The organism is Sphingobacterium yanglingense (assembly GCF_004363245.1).
Taxonomy (GTDB): Bacteria; Bacteroidota; Bacteroidia; order Sphingobacteriales; family Sphingobacteriaceae; genus Sphingobacterium; species Sphingobacterium yanglingense.
Map to the genome: position 1 here is coordinate 443,731 of NZ_SNYV01000011.1, position 13,598 is coordinate 457,328.

Consider the following 13,598-nt stretch of genomic DNA (forward strand, 5'->3'; position numbering starts at 1 on the left):
TTTAGTGTTAATCAGCGGTTGGGATTTCTAGTTCTTTTGACATTGCCACCCCGTATAAGCCTATCTTAGATAGAACATCGATATCGTCGTAGCGTACGCCGCCAATCGCAAATAGGGGTGGTACGGAGCGGTCTTTTAGTTGCTCGAAAAGCTGTTGATAGCCTTTGAAGCCAAGGGTGGGGCTGAGGTTCTTTTTGGTCTTTGTAAAACGCAAGGGACCGACACCGATATAATCGCAACGCTCGTCGACCCGTTGGAGAATATCTTGCAGGGTATTGGCTGTGCCTCCAATGATTTTCTTATCACCCAGTTTTATCCGGGCGATATCGATACTTTCGTCTTCCAGCCCGAGATGTACACCATCGGCATCGACAGTTCGTGCGATATCAATATGGTCGTTGATAATATAAATGAAGTTGTAGGTTCGTTGCAATTGCTTTATCTGTTTGGCAAGCGCCAATAACGATAACGAGTCTTCCGTTTTAAAGCGGAGTTGCACCCAGGTGATTCCTTTCTCCAATACGGCTATAATATTTTGGAGTTGCTCTTCTGCAGTGTCCCCAGAGGATATATACTGAATTTTACTGTACATGTTTTCTTATAAATTATTATACCATAGTTTATAACAAGTTTTAAATGACACCAAAGGATTAGGAGACAACCAGACGCTGCCACACAGTGCGACATCCTCAAAGTGCTGCTTTAGCGACTCGATGTTGTCCTGGTCTATACCACCTAATGCGATGAGGTTTGTTCGAAAATTGGAGCGTTTACCCGTATCCCGTATGATCTCATTGGCCTGATAATCCTGCTTCGAAATACTCGGAAACAGAGGGCTTATAAAAGCATCCTGATAGGCCTGCGGTAGGCTGTTGAATGTCGCCCAATCGTGCACTGAAGTACTTCGAGGATACCCCTCGAGTTCACGAGGGGTAAAAGATAGCGGACGCGATGAAGCAGGATAATGCAAGCGCTCTAAGCCCCAGGTAAGGCTTTGCTCCTGATAGCTGTGCACTACCAGCTTCTTTCGCTCTTGTACCGTAAAGCCCTGGATAAACATTTTGAGTTCTTCCATGGATAAAGTAGGTTTACGGATATGGACAATTACTTCAGGATAGGTAATAAATGTCCGTATCAATCTACTTTCGTTATCCGTAGCCTCTGCTAGTGTTATGATACGCATTTATAGGTATATTTCCTTACCTGATTCCATAAATTCCACCGATTTCTGTAGCATTCCGTCGGCTACGCTTTCCCGGATTTCCTGAGTGATTTTCATCGAACAGAATTTAGGCCCACACATCGAGCAGAAGTGAGCGACTTTAGCGCCATCGGCAGGCAATGTCTCATCGTGATAGTCGCGCGCTGTTTCGGGGTCTAGTGCCAGATTGAACTGATCTTCCCAGCGGAACTCGAACCGTGCCTTGCTGAGTACGTTGTCGCGGTATTGTGCGCCAGGATGTCCCTTCGCCAAATCGGCAGCATGTGCTGCTATTTTATAGGTAATAACACCGTCTTTGACGTCTTTTTTGTTCGGGAGTCCAAGGTGTTCTTTCGGAGTTACATAACACAACATCGCACAGCCGTACCAGCCAATCATGGCAGCGCCGATGGCCGAGGTAATATGGTCATAACCGGGCGCTATGTCTGTCGTCAGTGGACCTAAGGTGTAGAAAGGAGCTTCGTCACAACATTCCAATTGTTTCTCCATGTTTTCTTTTATCAGGTGCATGGGTACGTGGCCAGGTCCCTCAATCATAACCTGTACATCGTGTTTCCAGGCTATTTTTGTCAGTTCGCCCAATGTTTCCAATTCGGCAAATTGAGCCTCGTCATTGGCGTCTGCAATGGATCCTGGGCGCAAGCCATCACCCAAAGAAAAAGCAATATCGTACTGCTTCATAATTTGGCATATTTCTTCGAAGTGGGTATAGAGGAAACTCTCTTTATGATGGAAAAGACACCATTTTGCCATAATTGAACCGCCTCGGGATACAATTCCCGTCACTCGTTTCGCCGTAAGGTGTATGTAGCGAAGTAATACGCCGGCGTGAATGGTGAAATAGGACACTCCTTGTTCGGCCTGTTCAATCAGCGTATCCTTAAAAATCTCCCAGGTGAGGTCTTCGGCTACGCCGTTGACTTTTTCAAGTGCTTGATAGATCGGTACTGTTCCGATAGGCACAGGCGAATTTCTGATAATCCATTCTCTGGTTTCGTGTATGTTCTTTCCAGTTGATAGATCCATGATGGTGTCAGCCCCCCATCGACAGGCCCACACTGCTTTTTCAACTTCTTCCTCGATACTGGATGTTACGGCACTATTTCCAATGTTTGCATTGATCTTGACGAGAAAATTACGACCAATAATCATGGGTTCGCTCTCGGGGTGGTTTATATTATTGGGAATGATCGCTCTTCCTGCCGCTATTTCATCGCGTACAAACTCTGGCGTTATTCTTTTGGTTGGTGTCTTGGCACCGAAGCTATAGCCGGCATGCTGGTGTGTCATTGCGGATTGAGCGCTTTCCAATTGCTCGATGCGCTGGTTTTCCCGAATGGCGACATACTCCATTTCCGCAGTAATGATTCCCTTTCGGGCATAGTGCAGCTGCGTTACATTCTGCCCGGCTCTAGCCTGTTTTGGTTTATGCTGGTAGTCAAAGCGAAGGTGGGCCAACTTCGGGTCACTGGCACGCTGATTTCCGTAGTCGGAGCTAATTTTATCCAGTATTTCGACATCATTTCTTTCCAGTATCCAGGATTCCCGAAGACGTTCAATCCCTTTTTTGATATCTATTGCCTTGTTGGTGTCGGTATACGGTCCTGAGGTATCGTATACCGTGATAGGCGGGTTCTCTTCGATACTACCGGTGCTCAAGCGTGTGGGAGACAGGCTGATTTCGCGCATGGCAACTTGAATAGGGAAAAGTGTGCCCGGAATGTAGACTTTTCTCGCATTCGGAAAGGGCTGTGTCGTAATCGTGTTGTTTTCTTGATTTTTCATGGTTATTGGATCTAGCCGCCTTGTGTAGCGGTGATGATGAGGATTTCGTCCTGGTTTGAAATAGGCGTAGCCTGCCAGTCCTTGCGGGGCACAACCTGGTTGTTGAGGGCTACAGCAATACCATTGCTTTTTAAATCTGGAATCAAGGTCGACAGGGTATCGGCAAGTGAATGCGGTAAGTCGTCCCGAAGTTGGTGAAATTGATTGTTAACTTTTATCTGCATCGTATTAAATAGTTTACTATTAATACTTTAGGGATGCAGTCAAAGCATAGCTATTGATGGATAGCCATTAAGTGAAAGGTACACTTACTTTTCCCTACGCTAGTATGAACTAGATCAGGTTCCAAGGGTAAAATCTCAGCCTGCCTTGCAGACACCCCTAAAGTATTTGATACAAGGATAAGGGATATTGTTGTGAAATAAAAATTTTTCAGGTATTTGTTTCTTTTTGTTAAAAAGTGTTAATACCGAGTATCTTTTATACTAAGTGGGGAGGAACGGCGTTTTGGTATTAAAAGAAAGTAAAAATTTCATAATTTCATATTTAGGTTAATAATTGGTTTGGTAAAAACCTGGAGTTCCCAGCTCCAGGTTTTTTTATTTATTCCTTTATATCGGTGTCAAATTCAATCGGCCGATTGTGAAAATAGAATTTCTTGTCCTCTTCGGTGATAGCACGAAGTACTTTGCAGGGATTGCCTACAGCGATAACATTGTCCGGGATATCTTTGGTTACCACGCTACCCGAACCGATCACGGTATTGTTGCCGATGGTTACATTGGGGTTGATGACGACATGGCCTCCAATCCAGACATTGTCACCTATGGTTACAGGCAGGGCGTACTCTAGTCCAGTATTGCGCAGCTCATGATGTATAGGGTGGCCAGCGGTGTAAATGGATACCGAGGGGCCCAGCATAACGTTATTTCCTATTTTTACGGGAGCACAATCCAGAATCGTTAGGTGGTAATTCGAAAAGAAGGACTCTCCAATTTCAATATTAAACCCATAATCGCAGTAGAAAGGCTGTTCTATACAGAATAATCCTTCTGTCTTACCGAATAGTCCGCGGATAAGGCTCTTACGTTCCCTATGGTTTTTAGGGTCTATTTGATTATACCTGAAGCATAAACGCTGCGCCTCGAGCCGAAGCGTAGTTAACTCCTTCCGATTGGCATAATAGGGCTCGCCTGAAATCATTTTTTCTTGTTCTGATAGCGTACTTTGCATGGATATTGGATTGAAAGGGTGAATATACTAAAAGTCACTTTTATATAATTAATCTAGCCCTAAAAGGGCTGTTAATTTATTATTAATTATCTTTGCCTGGAATGATGGATAATTCAAAATCAAAGATTGCAATAATTGGGAGCGGAAGCTGGGCGACAGCGATGATTAAGATGTTGACCGATAGCACGCTTTCCAAAGAAGTATTTTGGTGGGTTCGTAAACCTGAGGATGTAACGTTTATTAGAGAGTATAAGCATAATCCGAGCTACTTAAGCGCTGTAGAGGTAAAGGTACAGCCCGAAAATATCAGTTCTGATGTCAAATCTGTGGTATCACCCTGTGATATTATCGTGTTAAATACTCCAGCTGCTTATTTGAAGTCTGCATTGGAGGGACTTACAGCTGCGGACTTTAAGGACAAGACGATTGTTTCCGCCATTAAGGGAATTATTCCTGATGAGAATCAGATTGTAGGAGAGTACCTACGTACACATTACGGTATTCCGCTGGAGCGTATTGTCGTAATCGGTGGCCCTTGTCACGCTGAAGAAGTGGCGCAGGAGAAGCTGTCTTACTTAACTTTTGCTAGTAGTACAGCAGAGGAAGCGAAGGCGGTGGCTGCATTGTATGCGTCGCGTTATATCAATACGATTATCTCTGATGATGTCATCGGTATCGAGTATGGCGCTGTATTAAAGAATATCTACGCCCTAGCTGGAGGAATATGCCACGGACTAGGCTATGGGGATAATTTTCAAGCGGTATTGATTTCAAATGCAATCCGCGAGATGAATTACTTTGTAGAAGCATTGGCACCACAATATAGGGATATTAAAGCTTCGGCCTACCTCGGTGATTTGTTGGTTACAGCTTACTCGCAATTTAGCCGTAACCGTACATTCGGTAACATGATTGGTAAAGGGTATACCGTTCAGTCCGCTCAGTTGGAGATGAATATGGTGGCTGAAGGGTATTACGCTTCCGCTTGTATACAGAGTGTGATTCAGCGATTCGGACTAACTATGCCGATATGCAATATGGTATTCCAGGTATTGTACAATCATCAGCCGGCGAGTGCTGAAGTAGCTAAACTGGCAAAAGACTTTACATAAGATGATATTGAAAGAAGAGATTGCTGAATCATATCAGCGTATTCAGGATGAAATCTGTCAGGCTCTCGAGGCGTTGGATGGCGGAGCTAAGTTTGAAGAAGAGCTGTGGGAGAGAGAAGGCGGTGGCGGCGGTAGAACCCGTATTATTCAGAATGGTAATATCCTCGAAAAAGGAGGTGTTAACTTTTCCGCGGTGCACGGCAAGTTACCGGAAACGATAAAAAAAGCATTTGGAGTCGATTCCGAAGACTTTTTCGCTACCGGAGTATCTATCGTGATACACCCCAATAATCCGCATGTGCCTATTATCCACATGAATATTCGCTATTTCGAATTGAATGATGAGGTTCGTTGGTTTGGAGGTGGCATCGACTTGACACCGCACTATGTACAGGAAGATGACGCACGGTATTTTCATCAGACACTCAAGGATGTATGTGACCGACACAAAGACAGCTTCTACGAAGAGTTCAAGACCTGGGCGGACAACTACTTCTTTATTAAACATAGAAATGAGACACGGGGCATCGGAGGAGTGTTTTACGATAAGCTGACTCCGGAGAAGACAGGGTTGAGTTATGACGAAATATTTGCCTTCTCTTGTGATTTAGGTCGTGCATTCGCTCCGTTGTATACCGAACTGGTAAACCGACACCGCGACAAGACCTATACAGCGGCAGAAAAAGACTGGCAATTGCTACGTCGTGGCCGTTATGTAGAGTTTAATCTGGTGTACGATTCGGGTACACGTTTTGGGTTGGAGACCAATGGACGTATCGAATCTATTCTCATGAGCTTGCCTGCTCAGGCTAATTGGTTTTATAATTTCACACCGACAGCAGATTCTGAGGAAGCCAAAACAATTTCTTTATTACGAAAAGGAGTCAATTGGGTTTAAGAATCTGTTTTAACGTCTTTTATGATAAATTTTGAAAGGTTTACTTTAAGCAATGGATTGAAAGTATTGGTACATGAAGATCATACTACACCCATGGCTGTTGTTAATATTTTATATAATGTAGGGGCCCGTGACGAATCTCCAGAACAGACAGGCTTTGCCCATCTGTTTGAGCATTTGATGTTTGGTGGTTCGGTGAATATCCCTAATTATGACTCGCCCTTACAGCAGGTCGGAGGTGAGAACAATGCTTTCACGAGCAATGATATCACAAATTACTATATCACATTGCCTGCTTCCAATCTAGAGACTGCATTCTGGCTGGAGAGTGACCGCATGTTGAGCTTAGCTTTTAGTGAGCAGAGCTTGGAAGTGCAGCGTCAGGTCGTGTGTGAAGAATTCAAACAACGCTACCTGAACCAACCTTATGGGGATGTGTGGTTGCACTTGCGCCCTATGGCGTACAAGGTGCACCCTTACCGATGGGCGACTATAGGTAAGGAACTCAAGCATATCGAAGACGCGACTATGGCAGATGTCAAAAGCTTCTTCGCTAAGTTCTATACTCCTCAGAATGCAATAATGGTTGTTGCAGGAGATGTTAAGATGGAGGATGTAAAGGCATTGGCCGCGAAGTGGTTTGATGAAATTCCTTCAGGACAGTCTTACCTTCGTAATCTGCCACAGGAACCGAAGCAAGAGGCTGCTAGACGGGAGGTGGTCGAGGCTGATGTGCCTGTAGATAGCATATACATTGCATTTCACGGTTGCGATAGGTTCTCAAAGGACTATCAGACGATGGATTTACTGTCAGATATTCTGTCTAGAGGTGCGTCTTCGCGATTGTATCGCTCCTTGGTCAAAGAAAGACAGGTCTTTTCCGAAATCAATGCTTATGTAACAGGTAGTATTGATAGCAATCTATTTGTTATTGAGGGAAAACCATTGGCTGGTATTAGCCTAGAAGAAGCGGAAGGGATTATTTGGGAAGAGTTAAACAAAATAAAGAGCAGTGCGGTGGTTGAGACTGAACTACAAAAGGTCAAGAATAAAATAGAATCGACCTTGTTATTTTCGGAACTATCCATCCTGGATAAAGCAATGAACCTAGCTTATTATGAAGCGCTGGGCAATGCCCAAGAATATAACGACGAAAACGAAAAGTATTTAAAGGTGTCTGCTGAAGACGTACAGCGTGTAGCTACAGAAATATTTAGAATGGAGAACTCATCAACATTGTGGTACCAATCAAAAGGAGGTGTAAATGCCTAATAGACTGGAACCGCCACCTTATCAAGCTATCGGCGACCTAGAGTTGGTACAGCCCGAAGTTGTAAATCACAGTAATGGACTGCGTACCTTCTTGTTTCACAGCGAGGACTTGGAGCTGATGAAATTTGAGTTTGTATTCGAGAACCACTATGAGAAGTCGGAATTACCGATTTTAAACGTTGCACTATCCTCGATGTTAAAAGAGGGTACAACCACGAGAACTAGCGCGGAGATAGCCGAAGAAATAGATTTCTATGGTGCTTATCTTATGCCCGAGTATAGCTTTGACTATACCGCCTTGTCCTTGTACACCACAAGGAAACATGTAGACAAAGTACTGCCTATTATAGCCGATATTTTGATGAATTCTACTTTCCCTGAAGAGGAATTAGAAACCTACATCCGGAATAATAAGCAGAGCCTACAGATAGCGCTACAAAAGAATGATGTTGTCGCCCGTCGCTTGTTTTACAAACATCTATTTGGCACCAACCAATACGGTGCTGTAGCGGATCTCGAAGACTACGATACCCTCAGCAGAGCGAAACTTTATTCGCTATTTGAGCAACAGATTCGTCCGAATAACTGCACCTTGCTGATTGCAGGTAGGGTAGACCAAGAGCTTCAGGATTTAGTGGATACTTTGTTTGGCCAGGATTGGGCGGAAAGCAAGACCACTGTTGGAAATGCTATAGGCCTTCCTTTGCCCGACAATGGAAAGCTGGTGATAGAACCTAAAGAGGAAGCTCTGCAGTCTGCTATTCGTATGGGGGGCATTACCGAAGGTCGTACACATCCGGATTTTCCGGCTATACAGTTTGTAAACACGTTGCTGGGAGGTTTTTTTGGCTCAAGGCTGATGCGCAACATCCGCGAAGACAAAGGCTATACCTATGGTATTGGTTCGGCTGTCGTCAGTTTGAAGCATACGGCTTTCATGACGTTAGCGTCGGAGGTGGGAGCAGATGTCACCAACGCAACCTTGGTAGAAATAGAGAAAGAATTTAAGCGCTTACGTGAGGAGCCTGCGACTGTAGAAGAGGTAGATTTGGTACGTAATTATATGCAGGGAAATCTCTTGGGTAGTCTGGAAAGTATATTTTCACATGTAGACAAGTTTAAGGCGGTTTATTTTAGTGGCCTTGACCTATCTTACTATCATTATTATCACGAGGTACTGCGTATGATGACTCCAGAGCGAGTCCAAGAGATTGCGGTACGCTATTTCGACTTTGATAAGCTGACTAAAGTAATTGTAGGGAAGTATTAAATACTTCCCTATTTTATTTAAAAATGCTTTCTAACTATTCTCTTTCTTCGCTTCTTTAGCAACTTGCTTTTTCTTCTCCTTCGCATTAAAATCGGCAACCTCTATAATTCTAGGGATACTACTCTTTGGTGCCATATTTTTAACACGTTTTAATTTCTTTCTATAGCGCAGTGCACGTATGGTTCTGTTGTTCTTGTATAGGTTCCAGTTCATCAGTAGCACCGAGAATAAGACTACAATAAGCCCCATTATCTGTAATGGTGTCACCTGATGGTCTGTAAAGAAATGTACTAATAGTAACGCTACAATTGGGTTGACGTACGCGTAGGTACTGACTTCGGTTGCCGGTCTGACCTGTAGAAGCCATATGTACGAACTAAAGGCTAGGATAGATCCGAAGGTAACCAGATAGATTATAGCGCCCCAATCTGCCAGATAGACCGCTTTATAATCAAAAGCTTTATATTCTCCATTTAACAGCGCAACGGTCGTAAAGGCAACCCCGGCGGTTACCATTTGCCAGGCTGTTTTTACGATAACGTTTAAGGGCTGTTCTTTTCTCTTTTCTGTCTTTTCCTTTTGACTGTACTTAGAGGTCAGGGAGCCTATTGTCCAGCCAATGGTACCTAGGATAAGGACCCCCATCGCAATAAGGTTTTGGGATTTTTCCCCATCATCGGTTTGCCCAAAGACTTGCTCTGCAAACAGCATGATTACTCCCGTAAACCCCAAGATCAACCCCATAATAATCGGTAGGCTCGAAAAGTTCTCTTTCCACTTCGGCTTGTCAAAGATGATAAACCAGATCGCTGTAGCCGCGGATAGGATCGATACAATACCACTGGATATGTACTGTTCGGACCAGATAATGGCAGCCATATCGATGAAAAGAAGTAGAAAACCCACAAATATAGCCTGTTTGACATCGGCTCTATTGAATATTTTGTACCCTTTTAATCCACAGTACCCCATTAGAAGCGTTCCAGCTATAATAAAGCGAATAGAACCCAACACAAAAGGGGAGAAAGACCGAAGTGCTTTTTCGATGAAAAAGAAGGTGGAGCCCCACACGATATAGACTACAAGATAAGCGAAGACTATGCGCGCTACTGAAGGATTCTTTTCTTCCATATTAATCTTTTGAAGGAATTACCAGTTTTTGTTCTTCTTTAACCGTTTGTAGAACGATGGTTGTACGGGTAGACAGGATGCCTTCTATCTTCCCAAGGGTATTGCGCATAAGGTCGACTAGGCCTGCAGCGTCGTGCGTACGTACTTTAACAAGATAACCGTCATCGCCAGCGATATCATGCACTTCCTGAACTTCGGGGATTTCGGCCAAAAGATAAGCAACGCCCTGTTCTCCGATAATGTCTGATGTCTTGATAAATATAAATGACAGTAAATTTTGGTCTAAAGCCGCCGGATTAATCTTAGCGTTATACTGTAATATAACTTCCTTCTGTTCTAACTTCTTGACTCGCTCCAAGATAGCAGAGGGTGCCATGCCGAGTTCACGCGCGATATCCGCGTTGTTGGTCCGGGCATTATTCTGCATGATGCGGAGAATTTGATAGTCAATATGGTCTAATGATACTTCTAATTTTGACATAATTCTGCAAATTTAATATTTTTTAGAATATAATTCACAATTTTTTGTTATAATATGAATAATATTCTAATTAAGTAGGTAGGGGTATTGGTTCTGCAATAGGATTCGACTTGCGTTATTTTGCGTATTTAATATATTTTGTTGCATAAAATAACATTCCTTCTCTACAAGATACATAAAAATAATGTAAGATTGATTAGATTTGTTTATCTATTAGATTTAAAGAAGAATTTCATGTTGTCAACGCTAGAGAAACTAAGCCATCATATAGACGGAGAGTTATATTACAATCCTACCGACCCTAAACACCAGACCATTCGATTAGCTTATGCTACGGATGCATCAGTGTATCAAGAACTGCCCCTTGCCGTTGTGATTCCTTATACGAAAAGTGATATCTTGAAGTTGGTACAGTTTGCCGATGAAAATCAAGTCACCCTAATTCCCCGCACGGCAGGTACTTCACTAGCTGGACAGGTCGTAGGGAGTGGTATCGTGGTTGATGTGTCAAAATACTTCAACAAAATAGTGGAGTTGAATGTAGAACAGCGATGGGTGAAGGTTGAGTCTGGCGTGATTCGAGACGATCTCAATGCGTACCTTAAGCCGCATGGCTTAATGTTTGGACCAGAAACTTCAACTGCGAGCAGAGCGATGGTAGGCGGAATGATTGGTAACAACTCATCGGGACTACATTCTATTGTGTGGGGTGATACGCGGGAGAATCTGATCAGCGCGAATGTCGTGCTCAACGATGGCAGTGAAGTGGTTTTTGAAAAACTAGAACCTACGGCTTATTTTGGCAAACTATCGGCCAAAGGGAGAGAAGGGGATATCTACCGTGCCTTGAATGATTTGTTGACAAAGACAGAAAACATCGAAGCGATAGAAGTGGGCTTTCCAAAGAAAACGATTACACGACGTAATACAGGCTATGCATTGGATTATCTCGTGGACAAAGAGGCGCCTTTCAATCTGTGTAATCTACTGGCAGGCTCTGAGGGAACCTTGGGGATTGTCACCGAAGCGGTGTTGAACCTGCGTCCTTTGCCGCCGAAGGAAATCGGATTGCTTTGTGTGCATTTTAATGATATGGTCGAATGCATGCGGGCTAATGTGATTGCGCTGAAGCACAATCCGGAAGCGTCCGAGTTGGTAGATAAATATATTTTGGACTTTACCGTAGGTCATCCTACCTACCAGTATAACCGTTTCTTTATTGAGGGTGACCCACAAGCGCTTTTGATTGTCGAATTCCGCGCGGATAGTAAAGAGGAGATTCAAGCAAAAGCAAAACTTCTAAAGGAGGAGTTGATTGCTGCTGGATTCGGATATGCTTATCCTTTGGTTACGGATGCGAAAGAAACTAATCTCGTATGGGATGTACGTAAAGCGGGATTGGGATTGATCCGCAACCTTCCAGGGGATAGCCAACCGGTCAACCTGATTGAGGATTGTGCTGTTTCGCCGGAAGATCTACCTGCTTACGTCGCTGACGTGCAGCAATTATTGAAAGAACAGGGTGTTCACGCCTCATACTATGCGCATGCAGGGGCAGGGGAGCTACATATCGAGCCTTTTATCAATCTGAAGTCTGCTGAAGGAAAGAAACAGTTCCGCGATATATTGGATAAGACAGCTGATCTGGTGTTGAAATATAATGGTTCACTCAGTGGTGAGCATGGAGATGGCCGGTTGCGCGGGGAATTTATCGCTAAGGTATTGGGTGAGGATGTCTACCAGCTGTTGCGGGAGGTCAAGGGGATTTTTGACCCCAAAGGCATATTCAATGCAAATAAAATCGTTGATGCGCCACCAATGGATAGCTCACTGCGTTATGACAAACCTGTAGATGGACAGGCTATAAAGACGTATTTCGATTTTACGAAGGACGAAAGTATCTTGCGATTGGCCGAAAAATGTTCGGGTTCGGGCGATTGTCGGAAGACGGAGATTACTGGCGGTACCATGTGTCCTTCTTTTATGGCTACCCGCAATGAGAAAGACACAACCCGTGCACGCGCAAATATGTTGCGTCAGTTTTTGACAAACTCGACTAAAAAGAACCGCTTCGACCACGAAGAAATTAAGGAGGTCATGGATCTCTGTTTGAGCTGTAAAGGCTGTAAGACCGAGTGTCCGTCGAGTGTAGATGTCGCGAAGATGAAAGCGGAGTTCTTACAGCAATATTATGATGTGCATGGTGCACCTTTTCGCTCTAAGCTGATTGCCAATTTTACCAAGAGCCAACAGCTGGGGTCAATGGTGGCACCGGTTTATAACTTTTTTGCACAGAATGCTTTGTTCTCCAAGGTAATCAAGAAGGTTGTCGGGTTTGCGCCAGACCGCTCGTTGCCAAGTGTTTCGGGCACCACACTTAAACAATGGATTAAAAAACAAGATTCACCCATCAGCCAGAAACGCGTTTACCTCTTCTGCGATGAGTTTACGGACTACAACGATACAGAAATAGGCATTACGGCCTATAAGCTGTTGACGGCATTGGGATACCAGGTTCTGGTGCCACCGCATAAAGAGAGTGGACGGACTTATCTATCCAAAGGATTTGTCAAAGAAGCAAAGGCATTGGCCAATAAGAACGTATCACTCCTGAGCCAGTTGATAAATGATGGGACGCCACTGTTGGGAATTGAACCATCAGCTATACTGACCTTTAGGGATGAGTATCTTTCTTTGGTCGACGCAGACCAACAAGAAGCAGCATCGCGTATTGCAAGAAATGCGCTGACGATGGAGGAGTTCCTGCTCCGTGAAGTGGAGAAGGGAAATATCCACCCAGAACAATTTAGTTCGGAGAAGCAAGCAATAAAATTGCACGGACATTGCTATCAAAAAGCTTTCCATCTGGTAGGTATCAGCGAGAAGCTCTTGTCCCTGCCGATCAACTATACCGTTGAGGTTATTCCGTCGGGATGCTGTGGTATGGCAGGTTCCTTTGGGTATGAAAAGGAACACTATGAGATTTCAATGAAGGTAGCCGAATTGGTACTGCTCCCTGCGGTAAGAAGTACAGGGGCAGAGACGTTGATTGCGGCTGCGGGTACGTCTTGCCGTCACCAGATTAAGGATGGAGTAGGACGAAAATCATATCATCCTGTGGAAATTTTGTATAAAGCGTTAATTAAGTAAAAACAATGTCGTACCTTAATTGTTTCACAATAAAATAGAAATCT

The 13,598-nt window shown here is 43.9% G+C and carries 12 protein-coding genes and 1 riboswitch; of the genes, 5 read left to right on the forward strand and 7 right to left on the reverse strand.

Translation table 11 applies throughout. The annotated features are described in order from the left end of the window. Positions 1-7: 7 nt before the first annotated feature. The 5 genes from CLV99_RS03995 to CLV99_RS04015 all read right to left on the reverse strand — a co-directional run bounded on the left by CLV99_RS03995 (position 8) and on the right by CLV99_RS04015 (position 4,240). On the reverse strand, positions 8-592 hold the full coding sequence (locus tag CLV99_RS03995) for a thiamine phosphate synthase (protein ID WP_133583194.1): 585 nt from the start codon (positions 590-592) through the stop codon (positions 8-10). 6 nt (positions 593-598) lie between these two features. Continuing rightward, positions 599-1,183 carry a beta/alpha barrel domain-containing protein gene (locus CLV99_RS04000; protein ID WP_133583195.1) on the reverse strand — a complete coding sequence of 195 codons (585 nt, stop codon included), beginning with the start codon at positions 1,181-1,183 and terminating at the stop codon, positions 599-601. Then, positions 1,184-3,007, reverse strand: coding sequence for a phosphomethylpyrimidine synthase ThiC (gene thiC, locus CLV99_RS04005; RefSeq protein ID WP_133583196.1), 1,824 nt, complete (start codon positions 3,005-3,007; stop codon positions 1,184-1,186). An 11-nt stretch (positions 3,008-3,018) separates the two neighbouring features. After that, positions 3,019-3,231 carry a sulfur carrier protein ThiS gene (thiS, locus tag CLV99_RS04010; RefSeq protein ID WP_133583197.1) on the reverse strand — a complete coding sequence of 71 codons (213 nt, stop codon included), beginning with the start codon at positions 3,229-3,231 and terminating at the stop codon, positions 3,019-3,021. Between the two features lie 74 nt (positions 3,232-3,305). After that, positions 3,306-3,400, reverse strand: a riboswitch (TPP riboswitch). Positions 3,401-3,610: 210 nt separating this feature from the next. Then, on the reverse strand, positions 3,611-4,240 hold the full coding sequence (locus CLV99_RS04015) for a sugar O-acetyltransferase (protein ID WP_133583198.1): 630 nt from the start codon (positions 4,238-4,240) through the stop codon (positions 3,611-3,613). Positions 4,241-4,341: 101 nt separating this feature from the next. Between CLV99_RS04015 and CLV99_RS04020 the strand changes: the two genes are divergently transcribed. From CLV99_RS04020 to CLV99_RS04035, 4 genes are read left to right on the forward strand one after another with little or no spacing between them, the layout of a single operon-like run. Beyond that, complete coding sequence (locus CLV99_RS04020; protein WP_394347248.1) at positions 4,342-5,352, forward strand: NAD(P)H-dependent glycerol-3-phosphate dehydrogenase; 1,011 nt, start codon at positions 4,342-4,344, stop codon at positions 5,350-5,352. 1 nt (position 5,353) lies between these two features. Then, positions 5,354-6,250 carry an oxygen-dependent coproporphyrinogen oxidase gene (gene hemF / locus CLV99_RS04025; RefSeq protein ID WP_133583199.1) on the forward strand — a complete coding sequence of 299 codons (897 nt, stop codon included), beginning with the start codon at positions 5,354-5,356 and terminating at the stop codon, positions 6,248-6,250. A gap of 21 nt (positions 6,251-6,271) precedes the next feature. Beyond that, complete coding sequence (locus CLV99_RS04030; RefSeq protein ID WP_133583200.1) at positions 6,272-7,522, forward strand: M16 family metallopeptidase; 1,251 nt, start codon at positions 6,272-6,274, stop codon at positions 7,520-7,522. After that, the gene (locus CLV99_RS04035; protein ID WP_133583201.1) at positions 7,515-8,792 is read left to right on the forward strand and encodes a M16 family metallopeptidase; all 1,278 of its coding nucleotides are present in this window, start codon (positions 7,515-7,517) and stop codon (positions 8,790-8,792) included. The genes CLV99_RS04030 and CLV99_RS04035 overlap by 8 nt, the downstream gene beginning before the upstream one ends. Positions 8,793-8,822: 30 nt before the next feature. Here CLV99_RS04035 and CLV99_RS04040 read toward each other — a convergent pair whose 3' ends face one another. Together CLV99_RS04040 and CLV99_RS04045 are read right to left on the reverse strand one after the other, a co-directional pair. After that, positions 8,823-9,923, reverse strand: a complete 1,101-nt coding sequence (locus CLV99_RS04040) for an EamA family transporter (protein WP_133583202.1) — start codon at positions 9,921-9,923, stop codon at positions 8,823-8,825. Position 9,924: 1 nt separating this feature from the next. Beyond that, positions 9,925-10,404: an Lrp/AsnC family transcriptional regulator gene (locus CLV99_RS04045; RefSeq protein WP_133583203.1), complete on the reverse strand. Its 480-nt coding sequence runs from the start codon at positions 10,402-10,404 to the stop codon at positions 9,925-9,927. A 234-nt stretch (positions 10,405-10,638) separates the two neighbouring features. Between CLV99_RS04045 and CLV99_RS04050 the strand changes: the two genes are divergently transcribed. Then, entirely contained in the window at positions 10,639-13,554 is a 2,916-nt protein-coding gene (locus CLV99_RS04050) for an FAD-binding and (Fe-S)-binding domain-containing protein (RefSeq protein ID WP_133583204.1), read from the forward strand. Positions 13,555-13,598 lie beyond the last annotated feature (44 nt).

Coding starts and splice junctions, on each gene's coding strand:
- CLV99_RS04030 (WP_133583200.1), top strand. CDS start 6,272: ATGATAAATTTTGAAAGGTTTACTTTAAGCAATGGATTGAAAGTATTG.
- CLV99_RS04020 (WP_394347248.1), top strand. CDS start 4,342: ATGATGGATAATTCAAAATCAAAGATTGCAATAATTGGGAGCGGAAGC.
- hemF (WP_133583199.1), top strand. CDS start 5,354: ATGATATTGAAAGAAGAGATTGCTGAATCATATCAGCGTATTCAGGAT.
- CLV99_RS04040 (WP_133583202.1), bottom strand. CDS start 9,923: ATGGAAGAAAAGAATCCTTCAGTAGCGCGCATAGTCTTCGCTTATCTT.
- CLV99_RS03995 (WP_133583194.1), bottom strand. CDS start 592: ATGTACAGTAAAATTCAGTATATATCCTCTGGGGACACTGCAGAAGAG.
- CLV99_RS04045 (WP_133583203.1), bottom strand. CDS start 10,404: ATGTCAAAATTAGAAGTATCATTAGACCATATTGACTATCAAATTCTC.
- thiC (WP_133583196.1), bottom strand. CDS start 3,007: ATGAAAAATCAAGAAAACAACACGATTACGACACAGCCCTTTCCGAAT.
- CLV99_RS04050 (WP_133583204.1), top strand. CDS start 10,639: ATGTTGTCAACGCTAGAGAAACTAAGCCATCATATAGACGGAGAGTTA.
- CLV99_RS04000 (WP_133583195.1), bottom strand. CDS start 1,183: ATGCGTATCATAACACTAGCAGAGGCTACGGATAACGAAAGTAGATTG.
- thiS (WP_133583197.1), bottom strand. CDS start 3,231: ATGCAGATAAAAGTTAACAATCAATTTCACCAACTTCGGGACGACTTA.
- CLV99_RS04015 (WP_133583198.1), bottom strand. CDS start 4,240: ATGCAAAGTACGCTATCAGAACAAGAAAAAATGATTTCAGGCGAGCCC.
- CLV99_RS04035 (WP_133583201.1), top strand. CDS start 7,515: ATGCCTAATAGACTGGAACCGCCACCTTATCAAGCTATCGGCGACCTA.